Source organism: Azospirillum brasilense (assembly GCF_001315015.1).
In the GTDB taxonomy this organism is placed as follows: Bacteria; Pseudomonadota; Alphaproteobacteria; order Azospirillales; family Azospirillaceae; genus Azospirillum; species Azospirillum brasilense.
In genome coordinates this window covers 458856-472161 of sequence record NZ_CP012914.1, presented here as the reverse complement: position 1 = coordinate 472161, position 13306 = coordinate 458856, and the positions used below count along the sequence as shown (strand labels likewise).

Below are 13306 nucleotides of genomic sequence, written 5' to 3'. Positions count from 1 at the left end.
GCTTGAAAACCCCTCGTCCGGCCCCCTTCGGGCGGGTCCGGACGAGGGTTTCCCATGCGTCCCGCCCGCTTTCCGGCTATGGTGCGGCCAATCCAAGGATTGTCCGCCCAACCGGAGCCCGCCGCGATGACCGACCCCCAGCCGACCCTGAACGACGCCATCCGCCTGCTGCGGACGAACGATCTGGGCGGAGCGGAGTCGGCCTGCCGGGCGATCCTGGCGACCGACCCGCACAACGCGCAGGCCCTGCACCTGCTGGGCGTCGTCGCCGCCCACACCGGCCATCCCGACGGCGCGCTCGACCTCTTCGCCCTCGCCATCGCCGAGGACGGCAAGGACCCGTCCTTCCACAACAGCCGCGGCAGCCTGCTCTTCCAGCTCGGCCGCGCCGACGAAGCCGAGGCGGCGTTCCGCGCCGGCATCGCCCTCAACGACCGCCTGCCGGAGCTTCACGGCAACCTTGGCAACGCGCTGAAGGCGCTGGGCCGGCTGGAGGACGCCGAGGGCGCCTTCCGCGCCGCCCTGGCCCTGCGCGGCGACGCGCCGGAAATGCACAATTTCCTCGGCACCACCCTGCGCGAACTGGGCCGCCTGGACGAGGCGGAGGCCGCCTTCCGCGCCGCTCTGGAACGGGCGCCGGACTATCTGGAGGCCCGCTACAACCTCGCCGAGGCGCTGAGCACCCGCGGCGCCCTGGAGGAGGCCGAGGAGGCCTTCCGCGTGGTGATCGCGGCGGCGCCCCGCTTCGTCCCCGCCCATGTCGGCCTCGCCCACACGCTGCAGAGCCTCGACCGCGCCAACGAGGCGGTGGAGGCCATCGAGGCCGCCCGCGCCATCGCGCCGGACCATCCGCTGGTGCAGTTCACCCGCCGGCTGATCCATTCCAACGCCGTCCCCGGCTGGCACCTGCCGATGATCAACGACTTCGAGCGCAACGACGCCTACGAGGCGGCGCTGAAGCGCGCGGTGACCCCGGACTCGCTGGTCCTGGAGATCGGCACCGGCTCGGGCATCGTCGCCATGATGGCGGCGCGCGCCGGGGCGCGGAAGGTGGTGACCTGCGAGGTGAACCCGATCCTCGCCCGCATCGCCAGTGAGACCGTCGCCAACAACGGCTACGCCGACCGCATCGACGTGGTGCCGAAGCTGTCCACCCGCCTGTCGGTGGGCGAGGGCGGCGACCTGCCGGAGAAGGCCGACGTCTTCGTGTCGGAACTCATCAACATCGGCATGCTGGCGCCGCGCATGCTGTCGGTGCTGCAGCACGCGCGCACCCATCTGGTGAAGCCGGGCGGCGCGATCATCCCGCGCGCCTCGACCGTCTACGCCATGCTGGTGGAAACGCCGGAGCTGGCCCGCATCAACCCGGTGAAGCGCATCGGCGGCTTCGACATGTCGGCGTTCGACGTGTTCCGCTCCCCCGGCTACCAGCAGATCGACCTCGGCGCCGACACCCACACGCCGCTGTCGGCCGCCTTCACCGCGCTCGATTTCGACTTCACCCGCAACATGCCCGAGGAGGGCGCGCGCGAGATCGACGTGGAGATCACGGCGGAGGGCACTTGCCATGGCGTGGCCTTCTGGTTCGACCTGCAGATGGACGAGGAGGTCACCTACCGCTCCGAAAGCCGGGCGCGGACGAACCATTGGAAGCAGGCGATGACCTATCTGGAGACGCCGATCCAGTTGCGCCCCGGCGACCGGCTGACCATCGTCGCCCGCTACGACAACAACCAGATTTCGTTCGGCGTGGGCGGTTGACCGGACGCGAGCCTTCGGATTTTCCCGTTGGCCAAAGCCAGCCGATCGACGCCGAACCGGAGAGTCCCATGAGCACCGAAGAAAGCACCGGCGGCATTGCCGTCCCGCCGCCCGACCTGTCGGATCTTGAACGGCAAAAGGCGGAGATCGCGGCGATCCAGGCGCAGATGGCGCAATTGCGCGCCCGGATCGACCAACGGTTGGACGACGGACGTCCCACCATCGATCTCGTCCCGACCCACCTCGACGGCCCCCCGCCGGACGGGGCGCCTGCGGCCATTCGCCAAAAAGAATAGAACGCCCCGTTTTGACAACCCTGACCTGAACGCGTTACGCTGCCGTCAACGAACGGCGGCAACATAACGACGCCCGCCGGGATGGTCGGGAGGGCTCCTCATGTCGATCACGACGCCAAACGCGCAAGCGTCCGGCTTCAGCCTCGCCGGTTTCAGCCTCAAGGCGGCCTTGACCGTGCTGGGCGCCGACAAGGGAGCCCCGTCGCAGCCCGCCACCGGTCAGGCGGCGTCGGCTTCCGGCGGCTCGGCCGTCTTCGTCACCCTGTCCATCGAAGCCCAGGCCTTCATGGCCACCACCACCGCGTCCAAGGCCGGCAAGACCGGAAGCGGCGGGGCGGCGGCGGGCCCCTACGCCGCCTATTTCCCGACGCGCGACGGCAAGAACGCCACGGCGCTGGCCAAGGCGGTGTCCGATCCGGGGGCGGTGTCCAGCTCGGCGGGGCTGAGCGGGCCGGCCATCGCCAAGGACGCCCGCGCCCGCATGGACGCGCAGTACGAGGCCATGAAGGCCGGCGGCAAGCCCTTCGACTTCGACAGCTTCGAAGGCCGGGACTGGTACTCCCTGATGGGCGATCTCGACCGCCGCTCGCTGGAGGCGGTGCGCAGCAACGCCGGCGGCCAGTTCAGCAAGCAGGAGCAGGACATCGCCCAATCGATCATGGCGCAGCAGGAAGGACTCGCCATGGGACTCTACAACGGCCCGATCAGCCAGGAGGCCACCTTCACCGATCCGTTCCGCGGCGACGAGGCCGCGCGGCGCACGGCGAGCCTCGCCTTCCTGGACGCCGTGAGCGCGGAGGAGAAGAGTTCGACCGAATGGGCGACGCGATGGGCGGCGGTGCGGGGCGTCGACGAACCCATCATCGGGACATAGGGCGGGGAGCCGGCGCCCGAGCCGGGTGATTGCATCTGAAGTCCCCTCTCCCCCTGGGGAGAGGGCTACAGAGGCCAAATGCGATAACCCTGGCGCGGCGCCCCCCGGGTTGGCATTCCCCGCCGCTTTGCCTAGAGTGGGCCATCCCGGACAACAGACGGCCGAACCTTCAGCATGCCCCACACCGCCGAGGCGCCGAGCCGCCGTGCCATCGCGTCCTGGTGCCTCTACGACTGGGCGAACTCGTCGTACAACACCATCATCACGACCTTCATCTTCTCGGTCTATTTCGCCCGCGGCGTGGTCGGGGACGAGGTGGCGGGCGCCTCGCGCTGGAGCGCCGCGCTGACCGTCGCCGGGCTGATGATCGCCCTGCTCAGCCCCATGCTGGGCGCGGTGGCCGACCGGACGGGGCGGCGCAAGCCGTGGATGGCGCTGTTCACCGCCCTGACCGTGGTCTTCTGCGCCGCCCTGTGGTGGGTGAAGCCAGACCCCTCCCACGCGCTGTTCGCCCTGGTCTGCGTGGTCATCGGCACCGTCGCCTTCGAACTGGCGAACGTCTTCTACAACGCCAGCCTGACCGCGCTGGCGCCGCCGCGGATGCTCGGGCGGATTTCCGGCTGGGGTTGGGGCATCGGCTATTTCGGCGGGCTGGCCTGTCTGGTGGTCGCGCTGTTCGTCTTCGTGAAGTCGCCCACCCCGCTGTTCGGCCTGCTCGACACGGCGGAGCAGGCGCCGGTGCGCGCCACCGCCCTGCTGGCCGCCGCCTGGTACGGGCTGTTCGCCCTGCCCTTCTTCCTGTTCGTTCCGGACGTGCCGGCGACCGGCCTCGGTATCCGTCAAGCCGCGCGGGAGGGCATGGCGACGCTGCGCCGGACGCTGTCGGAGACGCGCAAGTACCGCAACACGTTGCGCTTCCTGATCGCCAGCGCGATCTACCGCGACGGCATCAACACCATCACCGCCTTTGGCGGCATCTTCGCCGCCCACGCCTTCGGCATGAGCTTCGAGGAGATCCTGCTCTTCGCCATCGCGCTGAACGTGGTGGCCGGCGTCGGGGCCATCGGCTTCGCCTGGGTGGACGACCGGATGGGGGCCAAGCCGACCATCCTGGTCAGCCTGATCGGCCTGACCGCCTTCGGCGTGCCGCTGCTGCTGGCGACGGAGAAGGCATGGTTCTGGGTGTTGGCCCTGGGGCTGGGCGCCTTCTTCGGGCCGGCGCAGGCGGCCGGGCGGTCGATGATGGCGCGGCTGGCTCCGCCGGGCATGGTGGGCGAGATGTTCGGGCTCTACAGCCTGACCGGCCGCATGGCCGGCTTCGTCGGGCCGCTCGCCTTCGGGCTGGCGACCACGCTGTTCGAGAGCCAGCGGGCCGGCATGGCGAGCGTTGTGGCTTTCTTCGTCATCGGTTTTGGGCTTATGCTGGCGGTTCGGGAGCCGGCACCGGGCGATGCGAACGGGGTGCGACAGTCCGCCGCGGCATGACGGCGGATTCACCCAGCGGAAGCTGCTAACTTGCCTTTTGCTGCGACGCACAACGAATTTTGCGCGGAGGGCGGAACGGACATGTTGCACATCAAGGACATCGAGGCCTTCGCGCACATCAACGAGGCGCTGGCCCGCGACCACGCCGCGGCGCGTGGGGAAAACGATTCGGCGCCCCATCACCCGGCGTTGCATCCGGCGATGCTGATCGCCATGGCGGCGACCGGGCGGCTGAAGCCGGACGACAATGCGGACGGGAATTCTCAAGCCGAAGCCGCCGCCTTGCTGGCGCGGCTGATGGGGGCGCGGCGGGGTTCGTAAGCGCGCTGGGGACGTCGGCGTATTGCCCCCACCCCGGCCCTCCCCCGCTCACGCAGGGGAGGGAGAATGGTCCCCTCCCCTGCGCAGCGGGGGAGGGTTAGGGAGGGGGCAATGGATGCGCCCCCACCCGTCTCAGTGCCGGAAGTGGCGCATCCCCGTCAGCACCATCGCCAGACCCTTCTCGTCGGCGGCGGCGATGACGTCGTTGTCGCGGATCGAGCCGCCGGGCTGGATCACCGCCGTCACGCCGGCCTCCGCCGCGGCCAGCAGGCCGTCCGCGAAGGGGAAGAAGGCGTCCGAGGCGACCACCGACCCCTTGGTCAGCGGCTCCGACAGGCCGGCGGCCTTGGCGGCCTCCGCCGACTTGATGGCGGCGATGCGCGCCGAGTCGACGCGGCTCATCTGGCCGGCGCCGACGCCCACCGTGGCGCCGTTCTTGGCGTAGACGATGGCGTTCGACTTCACATGCTTGGCAACGCGGAAAGCGAAGAGCAGGTCGGCCAGCTCCTGCTCCGTCGGGGCGCGCTTGGTCACCACCTTCAGATCGTCGAGCGTGATGCGGCCGTTGTCGCGGTTCTGCAGCAGGAAGCCGCCGGACAGCTGCTTCACCATCATCCCCGGCTCGGCCGGGTTCGGCACGTCCTTGGTCAGCAGGACGCGCAGGTTCTTCTTGGTGGCGAGCAGGGCGCGGGCCGCGTCGTCGGCGTCCGGGGCGATCACCACCTCGGCGAACAGCTTGGCGATCTCCTCGGCCGTGGCGGCGTCCAGTGGACGGTTGACGGCGATGATGCCGCCGAAGGCGCTGACCGGATCGCACAGCAGGGCCTGCTTGTAGGCGTCGAGCAGGTTCGCCCCCTCGGCCACGCCGCAGGGGTTGGCGTGCTTGATGATGGCGACGGCCGGACGCTCGAACTCGGCGACCAGCTCGAAGGCGGCGTCGGTGTCGTTCAGGTTGTTGTAGGACAGCTCCTTGCCCTGGAGCTGGATGGCCGTCGCCACACCCGGACGCTGCTCGCCGGTGACGTAGAAGGCCGCCTGCTGGTGCGGGTTCTCGCCGTAGCGCAGGGTCTGGCTGAGCGTGCCCGACAGGGTGGTGCGCGGCGGGAAGGTCTCGCCGAGCTGGCCGGCCAGCCAGGAGGAGATGGCCGCGTCGTAGGACGCCGTGCGGGCGTAGGCGCGCTGGGCCAGCGTGCGGCGGAGCGTCAGCGTGACCGCGCCGTCATGGGTCGCCAGCTCGTCCAGCACCGCCTCGTAATCCTCAGGGTCGGTGACGACGGTGACGAAGTCATGGTTCTTGGCCGCGGCGCGGATCATCGCCGGGCCGCCGATGTCGATGTTCTCCACGCAGTTGGCGTAGTCGGCGCCCTTCGACACCGTCGCCTCGAACGGGTAGAGGTTCACCACCACGAGGTCGATCGGCGGGATGTCGTGGGTGGTCATCGCCTCGGCGTGGATGTCGCGGCGGGCCAGGATGCCGCCGTGCACGCGCGGGTGCAGCGTTTTGACGCGCCCGTCCATGATCTCCGGGAAGCCGGTGTGGTCGGAGACCTCCTTCACCGGGATGCCGGCCTCGGCCAGCCGCTGGGCGGAGCCGCCGGTGGACAGGATCTCCACGCCCTTGGCCGCCAGCGCCTGACCGAGCGCGACGAGGCCCGTCTTGTCGGACACGGAGATCAGCGCGCGCGTGATGCGGACGAGATCGGGGGCGGGCGAGTGGGCGACGTTCGGCGGGCTCATCGGGGCATCCTGGCTGTCATGGAACCGGCTGCGGCGAACCGGGCATGGGAAGACGGGGCCTGAGAAGACGGGACCCGGAAAGCCGGAAAAGCGAAACACCCCGCTTCGTCACCCCCGCCCGGGCGGGGATCACGGTCGCAGGGCGAACACTCCACAGACTCTCGAAACAGGCACCGATCCGTATTCCCACGGCCTGTCCGCCGCGGATGCGCGCGGTTTACCCCCCCTTGCGCTCGCGGCGCAAGGCCCATTTCACCGTCTTGATGGCGGGACCGGTATGTCCGGAGACGGCGATCTGGGTGGTCCGCCGCGGCTCGTCGCCGCTGCCCAGATAAATGCTCTCCTCCAGCTCCAGCGTGGCGCCCGACGCGCGAAGCCGCCAGGCGGCCCCGCTCGGCAGCTTCAGCTGGACCTGCCCGCCCTGGACGAGGCTCGCCTGGACCGCGGGGTGCAGGTGGAAGCGGATGGTGAAGGGCCGCGGCTCCGGCGTGGCGCCGATCACCGGCTCCAGCATGTCCTCGCCGCGCAGGTCCTCGCCGTTCTCCGCCAGATAGACGCGGCGGCGGTGCAGATAGCCGAAGTTGCGGCTGTAGCCGTTGTGGGTGGCGACGACCAGCACCGCCCCGTCGTTCTCCTGCCGCTCGCAGCCGACATGGGAGGGGCGGCGGCCCAGCCCGCCCGCCTCGATCACCTCCGACGAGTTGGTCTCGGCCAGCACGACGGTGGAATGGGCGGCGGTGCCGGCCAGCGCGGCGCGCCAGGGGCCGGTCTTCACCGGATGGGCGCCGCAATTGACGATCAGCCGCTCCTTGCCGACCGACATCTCCAGCGACAGGGTGCCGGCGTGGGCGGTGGCGTCCAGTCCGGTGACCGGCGGAACGCCGGTGTCCATCAGCACCATGGTGCGCCCGGCGATCAGCCGCTCGAAGCCGGTGTGCGGCGCGCTCTTCAGCGGGCGCCCGCGGGCGTCGGCCTGGGCCAGCACCGTGTCGACCAGCGCCGCGTCCTCCTCCCGCCCGCCGTTGAACAGGGCGAGGCCACCGTCGCCGTGGCGGAAGAAGCGCAGGGCCGGGGTCATGCGGTCGATGGCGTGCTGCAGCGCCTCCGGCACATCGGCGCGGGCGGTGCGCAGGACCGACCGCATGTCGATCAGGTCGCGCAAGATGCGCAGCTGCACCGAGGGGCAGCGCTCGATATGGCCGCCGTCCGGCAGGATCTGGCGCGGCAGCTCGCGCTCCAGCAGCTTCAGCGCGTCCTGGCCGATCCGCTCATGCTCCGGCAGGCAGAAGCCGCCATAGACGAGGCCCTTGGCCGCGGTGACCAGCGCCTTGCCGTCCAGCGCTCCGGGCACGACGCGGGTCAGATGCTTGACCTGCCGGGCGAGGCTGTCGAAGACCGCGGCGCGGAACTCGTCGTCGGCGGAGGCGCAGTAGAAGTCGTGCAGGCCGATCCAGGCGGCAATGCGGGCGCCCAGCACCTCCGGCGCCCAGGTCTGGGCGTTCCAGCTTCCGTTGTTGTCCAGCCAGGACAGCACCAGCGCGCGGGCGCGCCGCCGCGCCGTGTCGCCGCCGACCGCGCGCAGGTCGCGCAGCCATTCGAAGCCGTGCAGGGCGTCCTGCCAGACGGCGCTGCCGGCCCGCCAGTTCGGCGCGCCGTGGGCGTCGGCCGCCGCGGCCTGCCCGCCGAAGCGGAAGACGCCGGCCAGGATCGCCGAACCGTCCCCGGCGTCGCCCGGCCAGGGGTCCGGCGGCACGGCGGACAGGGCGGTCGGCGCGCGGCCGCCCAAGGTCAGCTTGTAGATCGGGTTGCCGAAGGCGATCTGCGCGACGCCGTCCCGCAAGCGGCCCATTTTCCCACGCCCGGCGCTCATCGGCTCACCCCGTCACACGGCAGGGGGAGGCGATGGCCGGCGCTTCGCTGAAGGCATTCGGGCGATCGGGGGGATGCATCCTGTTGTCGTATCAAATTCGCCTCGACCCCCGCAAGCCGGTGGTGCCCTAATCGTGCAACCGTCGCAGCCGTGCCACGAAGAACCCGTCGATGCCGCCGAGGTCCCCGAGCATGCCCGGCAGGGATCGTACCTCACCGCGCTCGTTGATCAACTCGGCCAAATTGCCATCCCCCGCATGGCCGCCACCCAGATCAACCGGTGTGATGGGCAGGCGCTCGACCCGCTTGTCGCGGGCCAGGATGCGGTCGATCTGCGCCTCGCCCTCCTCCGGCTGGATGGAGCAGGTGCAGTAGACCAGCGTGCCGCCCGGCTTCACCAGATCGACGGCGTGGGCCAGCAGGCGGCTCTGCGCCTTGGCCAGCTTGCCGATGTCCTCCGGCGTCTTGACGCGCAGGATGTCGGGATGGCGGCGGATCGCCCCGGTGGCCGAGCAGGGGGCGTCGAGCAGCACCGCGTCGGCCGGCTGGTCGGGGGTCCAGGTGGCGGCGTCGGTCGCCAGCACCTCCGCCGACAGATTGAGGCGGGCCAGATTCTCCCGTACCCGCTCCAGCCGCTTGGCGGAGCGGTCGACCGCCGTCACCTGCGCGCCCTGCGCGACGAGTTGCGCGGTCTTGCCGCCGGGCGCCGCGCACAGGTCGTAGACGCGCTTGCCCGCCAGATCGCCGAACAGCTTGGCCGGCAGCGAGGCGGCGAGGTCCTGCACCCACCAGGCGCCCTCGGCGAAGCCCGGAAGCTCCGTCAGGTTGCCGCCGGCGGCGCGGCGCAGCGTGCCGGTGGGCAGCAGCCGGGCCTCCAGTCGCTCGGCCCAGGCCGCGGGGTCGGTCTTGACGGTGATGTCCAGCGGCGCCTCGTGCAGGTGCGCCTCGACGATGCCGCGGGTGCGGCCGATGCCATAGGCCTGCCGCCAGGCCAGCCACAGCCAGTCCGGCGTGTTCAGGCGCCCGGCGTCCTGCTGGGCGGCCAGCTCCACCCCCTCGCGGCCGATGCGGCGCAGGACGGCGTTGATCAGGCCCTTGTAGGGTTCGGCCCCCTTGGCCGCGGCCAGCTCCACCGCCGTGTCGACGGCGGCGTGGGCGGGCGTGCCGAGGAAGACGAGCTGGGCCGCGCCCAGCCGCAGGATGTCGTGCACGGTGGCCTTGGGCAGGCCCGGCTTGGCGAGGCTCCCCTGGATCAGCGCGTCGATCTGGCCGAGCCGGCGCAGCACCGTGGCGGTCAGCAGCCGCACGAAGCCGCGGTCGCGCGGGTCGAGCGCGCGCAACTCCGGATGCGCGTCGAACGCGTCATCGAAGGGGATAGACTTGCGCAGCACATCGCGCAGAAGGTCGAGCGCGGCGGAGCGCGCGGCAAGGGAGGCGTCGGACATGCCGCTGGATGTAGCGCGCCGGACGGCGGGTGTCGAGTAGCCGCTGCACGCGGCCGAGCGGAATCGGACGCTGTTCAGCAGAGCGCCTCAGCGGGCCAGCGCGCCGCGCCGTCCGCCCTCGTGGTCGGGATAGGGACCGACGTCCTCGACGAAGAAGCAGACGACACCCCGCAGCTCGCCCCGGCGCAGGATGAAACGGTTGCCGTTGCCGGCCTTCATCCCCCACAGCGCCGCCCCCTCCAACCCTGCCCCCTCCAGCGGGCTCAGCTCCAGCTCCGGCGGCACCGGGTCCTCGCCCAGCCGCTTGAGGAAACGGTCGGCGCGGACGCGGTCGTCCGGCGGCAGGCTGCGCGCCGCACGGGCGTCGTAGCGGTCGCTCTTGACGTAGCGGGTCCCCGTACCCTGGATGGGGCTGGACGGCCCGCCGGGGTCGGCGGCGGCGCGCTCCAGCATCAGCGCCCAGCGGGCGTCCCGCGCCATCGCCAGGGCGCGGCGGTGGACGGCGCGGCACCGCTCGGCCAGCTCGTGGAAGCGGGGCATCAGGTCGCGCTTGCGGAAGCCGACCTCCATCATGACGCGCTCCACCGCCCCGCCCGCCGCAGCACCGGACGCCGGGATTCCCCGCGCCTCCAGCGCCAGCAGGGCGTCGATGCGCCGGTCGCGGTCGGCGGCCGCACTGGAAGCCGGAAGTCCGCCCTGGGTCAGCGTTCGCCCAAGTTGCTCCAGCGCCGCCTCGGCGCGGCGTTCGGCCTCGGCGAGGCACAGAAGCACGTCGTCCCGGCTGGCGGCGGCGGACACGCCCAGCCACCCCGCGTCGAACAGCGGAGTCTTGTCGAGAAACAGGTCCGGCACGATTCCCGTCAGCCGTCGGCGCGCATGCGTCCGACGATCTCCTCCAGCACCGTTTCGGCCTTGTCGTTGTCCACCTGACAGGTGCCCGCCGCCTCGTGCCCGCCGCCGCCGTACTCCAGCATCAGCGGACCGATGTTGGTCCTGGAGCTGCGGTTGATGATCGACTTGCCGCAGGCCAGCACCGTGTTCTGCTGCTTCAGCCCCCACAGCACGTGGATCGACACGTTCGCTTCCGGGTACATCGCGTAGATCATGAAGCGGTTGCCGGCGTAGATGGTCTCTTCGCGCCGCAGGTCGACGACCACGACGTTGCCGCGGATCGTGCTGCAGCGGGCGAGCTGGTCGGAGAACTTCGCCTCGTGCTCGGTGTAGAGGTCCACCCGCTCCTTCACGTCGGGCAGGGCGAGGATCTCGTCGATGCCATGGCTGCGGCAATAGTCGATCAGCTCCATCATGAGCTGATAGTTGGAGATGCGGAAATCGCGGAAGCGGCCGAGGCCGGTGCGCGCGTCCATGATGAAGTTCAGCAGGGCCCAGCCCTGCGGCTTCAGGATGTCCTCGATGCCGTATTGGGCGGAGTCGGCCTGATCGACCGCGGCCATCATCGCGTCGGAGATGGTCGGGAAGCGCTCCTTGCCGCCGTAGTAATTGTAGACGACGCGGGCGGCGGAGGGGGCATCGGCCTCGATGATGTGGTTGTCGCGCTTGCCGACGCGGATCGTCTCCGACAGATGGTGATCGAAGGCGAGATGGACGCCGGGCACATAGGGCAGATTGGTGGTGATGTCGCGGTCGGAAATCTCGACCTTGCCGTCCTGCATGTCCTTGGGATGCACGAACTTGATCTCGTCGAGGATGCCCAGCTCCTTCAGGAGCACGGCGCAGACCAGCCCGTCGAAGTCGGACCGGGTGACGAGGCGGTATTTCGTGACGTCGGACATGCGGTGTTCCCCCTGAGCGCCCCACAATCGGCAAGCGGAGGGAAAGTAGACTTGCACCTTTCGGCGTGCAACCGCGAACCGCCCGGGCCGGAAACGCCCGCCTGAACGCAGCGTCCGGCGAACGCGGGCAAGATCGACACGGATTTCACGGATCAAAACCGGATTTCACGGAGCTGCTCGGCCCGGTTGCGGCTGGCCCGGTTGCGGCTGGAATGAGGCACGGATCGAGGATTCCGTGAAATCCGTGCCCAAATCCGTGAAATCCGTGTCGATCTTGTCACCCGCCCTCGCGGCGCATCGGGTTGCGCGATGGTCCTGGCCGGCTCACCCCCAGGGGCTGCGCGGCATGAAGGAGGGGCCGGCCATGCCGCGCAGGCGGCGGACCCGTTCCTCCATGTTCGGATGGGTGGAGAACAGGCTGTCCAGGCTGCGCCCGTGCAGCGGGTTGGCGATGAACAGGTGCGCCGTGGCCGGGTTGGATTCCGCCGCGTAGTTCGGGATCTGGTGGGCGTAGTTGTGGATGCGGGTCAGCGCGTCGGCCAGCCACAGCGGGCGCCCGCAGATCTCCGCGCCGATGCGGTCGGCCTCGTACTCGCGGGTGCGGCTGATCGCCATCTGGACGATCATCGCGGCGAAGGGGGCCAGGATGGCGATCAGGATGCCGCCGATCAGCCCCAGCGGGTTGCCGCCCTGCCCGTTCTGGCTGTTGCTCTGCGACGCGCCGAAGAACATGCCGAAGTTGGCGAGCATGGAGATGGCGCCGGCGATGGTCGCGGTGATCGTCATGATCAGCGTGTCGCGGTTCTTCACATGAGCCAGCTCATGCGCCATGACGCCGGCGATCTCCTCCGGGCTCAGCAGGCGCAGCAGGCCGGTGGTGGCGGCGACCGCGGCGTTCTCCGGGTTGCGTCCGGTGGCGAAGGCGTTGGGCTGGTCGTTCTCCATGATGTAGACGCGCGGCATCGGCAGGCCGGCGCGCTCGGCCAGTTGCTGGACGATGCCGTAATATTCGGGGGCGGTGTAGGCGTCGACCTCCCGCGCGCCGTACATGGACAGCACCATGTCGCCGGAGTTCCAGTAGCTGAACAGGTTCATGCCCAGCGCCATGACGAAGGCGATCATCATGCCGCCCTTGCCGCCGATCAGATAGCCGATGCCCATGAACAGGGCGGTCAGGCCGGCGAGGAGGATGGTGGTCTTCACATAGCTGGTCATGGCGGTGTTCTCTTGGCGATGTTCCGGGCGATCTTCTGGACGGTGTCACTGTTGGTTGGACAGGATGGCCCCGGCGGGGCTTTCCGCCGGGCCTGTCTGGTGATATGGGCTTGGCGGAAGGCATCGTTCAAGATGGCCAAGCACCGCACCCGACCCCAGAGGACGGCCATGACCGAGACGAAGACCACCAGCCCGGCACCGCAGGACGCTGCAAAGCCCGACGCCGCGAAGCCCGACGCCGACACAACCCCCGAATCCGGCGCCAAGGGTCCCGAGCAGATGCCCGGCGAGATCGGCGGACCGCAGGGGCCGGAGCCGACCCGCTTCGGCGATTGGGAGTTCAAGGGCCGCTGCTCGGACTTCTAAGCCAGCGCCCTTAGGATCGATTGCCTCTGCACTCCCGTTTGAGAATTGAACACATACGCATTCAGGACACAATACCTAGGTTGTGCTTGATGCGTTCTGGTTCGCGCGCTACTCTGTGACCGGTTCGCCGCTTCGCGAACCGGT

12 protein-coding genes are annotated in these 13306 nt (G+C 70.0%); 6 read left to right on the top strand and 6 right to left on the bottom strand.

Annotated features, from left to right (window positions below):
- Window positions 1–126: 126 nt before the first annotated feature.
- The 5 genes from AMK58_RS02135 (at window position 127) to AMK58_RS02115 (ending at window position 4737) form a co-directional block, all read left to right on the top strand.
- Window positions 127–1761, top strand: a complete 1635-nt coding sequence (locus tag AMK58_RS02135) for a tetratricopeptide repeat protein (RefSeq protein WP_035669334.1) — start codon at window positions 127–129, stop codon at window positions 1759–1761.
- 68 nt (window positions 1762–1829) lie between these two features.
- A complete protein-coding gene (locus tag AMK58_RS02130; protein WP_035669337.1) occupies window positions 1830–2057 on the top strand; it encodes a hypothetical protein in 228 nt (75 codons plus the stop codon).
- Window positions 2058–2157: 100 nt separating this feature from the next.
- A complete protein-coding gene (locus AMK58_RS02125) occupies window positions 2158–2931 on the top strand; it encodes a hypothetical protein (RefSeq protein ID WP_051139980.1) in 774 nt (257 codons plus the stop codon).
- Window positions 2932–3105: 174 nt separating this feature from the next.
- On the top strand, window positions 3106–4416 hold the full coding sequence (locus AMK58_RS02120) for an MFS transporter (protein WP_035669340.1): 1311 nt from the start codon (window positions 3106–3108) through the stop codon (window positions 4414–4416).
- A gap of 81 nt (window positions 4417–4497) precedes the next feature.
- Window positions 4498–4737 carry a hypothetical protein gene (locus tag AMK58_RS02115; protein ID WP_035669342.1) on the top strand — a complete coding sequence of 80 codons (240 nt, stop codon included), beginning with the start codon at window positions 4498–4500 and terminating at the stop codon, window positions 4735–4737.
- A gap of 132 nt (window positions 4738–4869) precedes the next feature.
- Here AMK58_RS02115 and purH read toward each other — a convergent pair whose 3' ends face one another.
- The 6 genes from purH to htpX form a co-directional block, all read right to left on the bottom strand.
- Window positions 4870–6474, bottom strand: a complete 1605-nt coding sequence (purH, locus tag AMK58_RS02110) for a bifunctional phosphoribosylaminoimidazolecarboxamide formyltransferase/IMP cyclohydrolase (protein ID WP_035669346.1) — start codon at window positions 6472–6474, stop codon at window positions 4870–4872.
- A 217-nt stretch (window positions 6475–6691) separates the two neighbouring features.
- The gene (locus tag AMK58_RS02105; protein ID WP_103040417.1) at window positions 6692–8323 is read right to left on the bottom strand and encodes a heparinase II/III family protein; all 1632 of its coding nucleotides are present in this window, start codon (window positions 8321–8323) and stop codon (window positions 6692–6694) included.
- Window positions 8324–8471: 148 nt separating this feature from the next.
- The gene (locus AMK58_RS02100) at window positions 8472–9788 is read right to left on the bottom strand and encodes an RsmB/NOP family class I SAM-dependent RNA methyltransferase (RefSeq protein ID WP_059398555.1); all 1317 of its coding nucleotides are present in this window, start codon (window positions 9786–9788) and stop codon (window positions 8472–8474) included.
- A gap of 87 nt (window positions 9789–9875) precedes the next feature.
- On the bottom strand, window positions 9876–10640 hold the full coding sequence (locus AMK58_RS02095) for a hypothetical protein (RefSeq protein ID WP_059398554.1): 765 nt from the start codon (window positions 10638–10640) through the stop codon (window positions 9876–9878).
- A gap of 8 nt (window positions 10641–10648) precedes the next feature.
- Entirely contained in the window at window positions 10649–11581 is a 933-nt protein-coding gene (locus tag AMK58_RS02090; RefSeq protein WP_035676730.1) for an exopolyphosphatase, read from the bottom strand.
- Window positions 11582–11905: 324 nt separating this feature from the next.
- Complete coding sequence (gene htpX / locus AMK58_RS02085) at window positions 11906–12796, bottom strand: zinc metalloprotease HtpX (protein ID WP_035669376.1); 891 nt, start codon at window positions 12794–12796, stop codon at window positions 11906–11908.
- Between the two features lie 168 nt (window positions 12797–12964).
- Between htpX and AMK58_RS02080 the strand changes: the two genes are divergently transcribed.
- On the top strand, window positions 12965–13162 hold the full coding sequence (locus AMK58_RS02080; RefSeq protein WP_035669379.1) for a DUF1674 domain-containing protein: 198 nt from the start codon (window positions 12965–12967) through the stop codon (window positions 13160–13162).
- Window positions 13163–13306 lie beyond the last annotated feature (144 nt).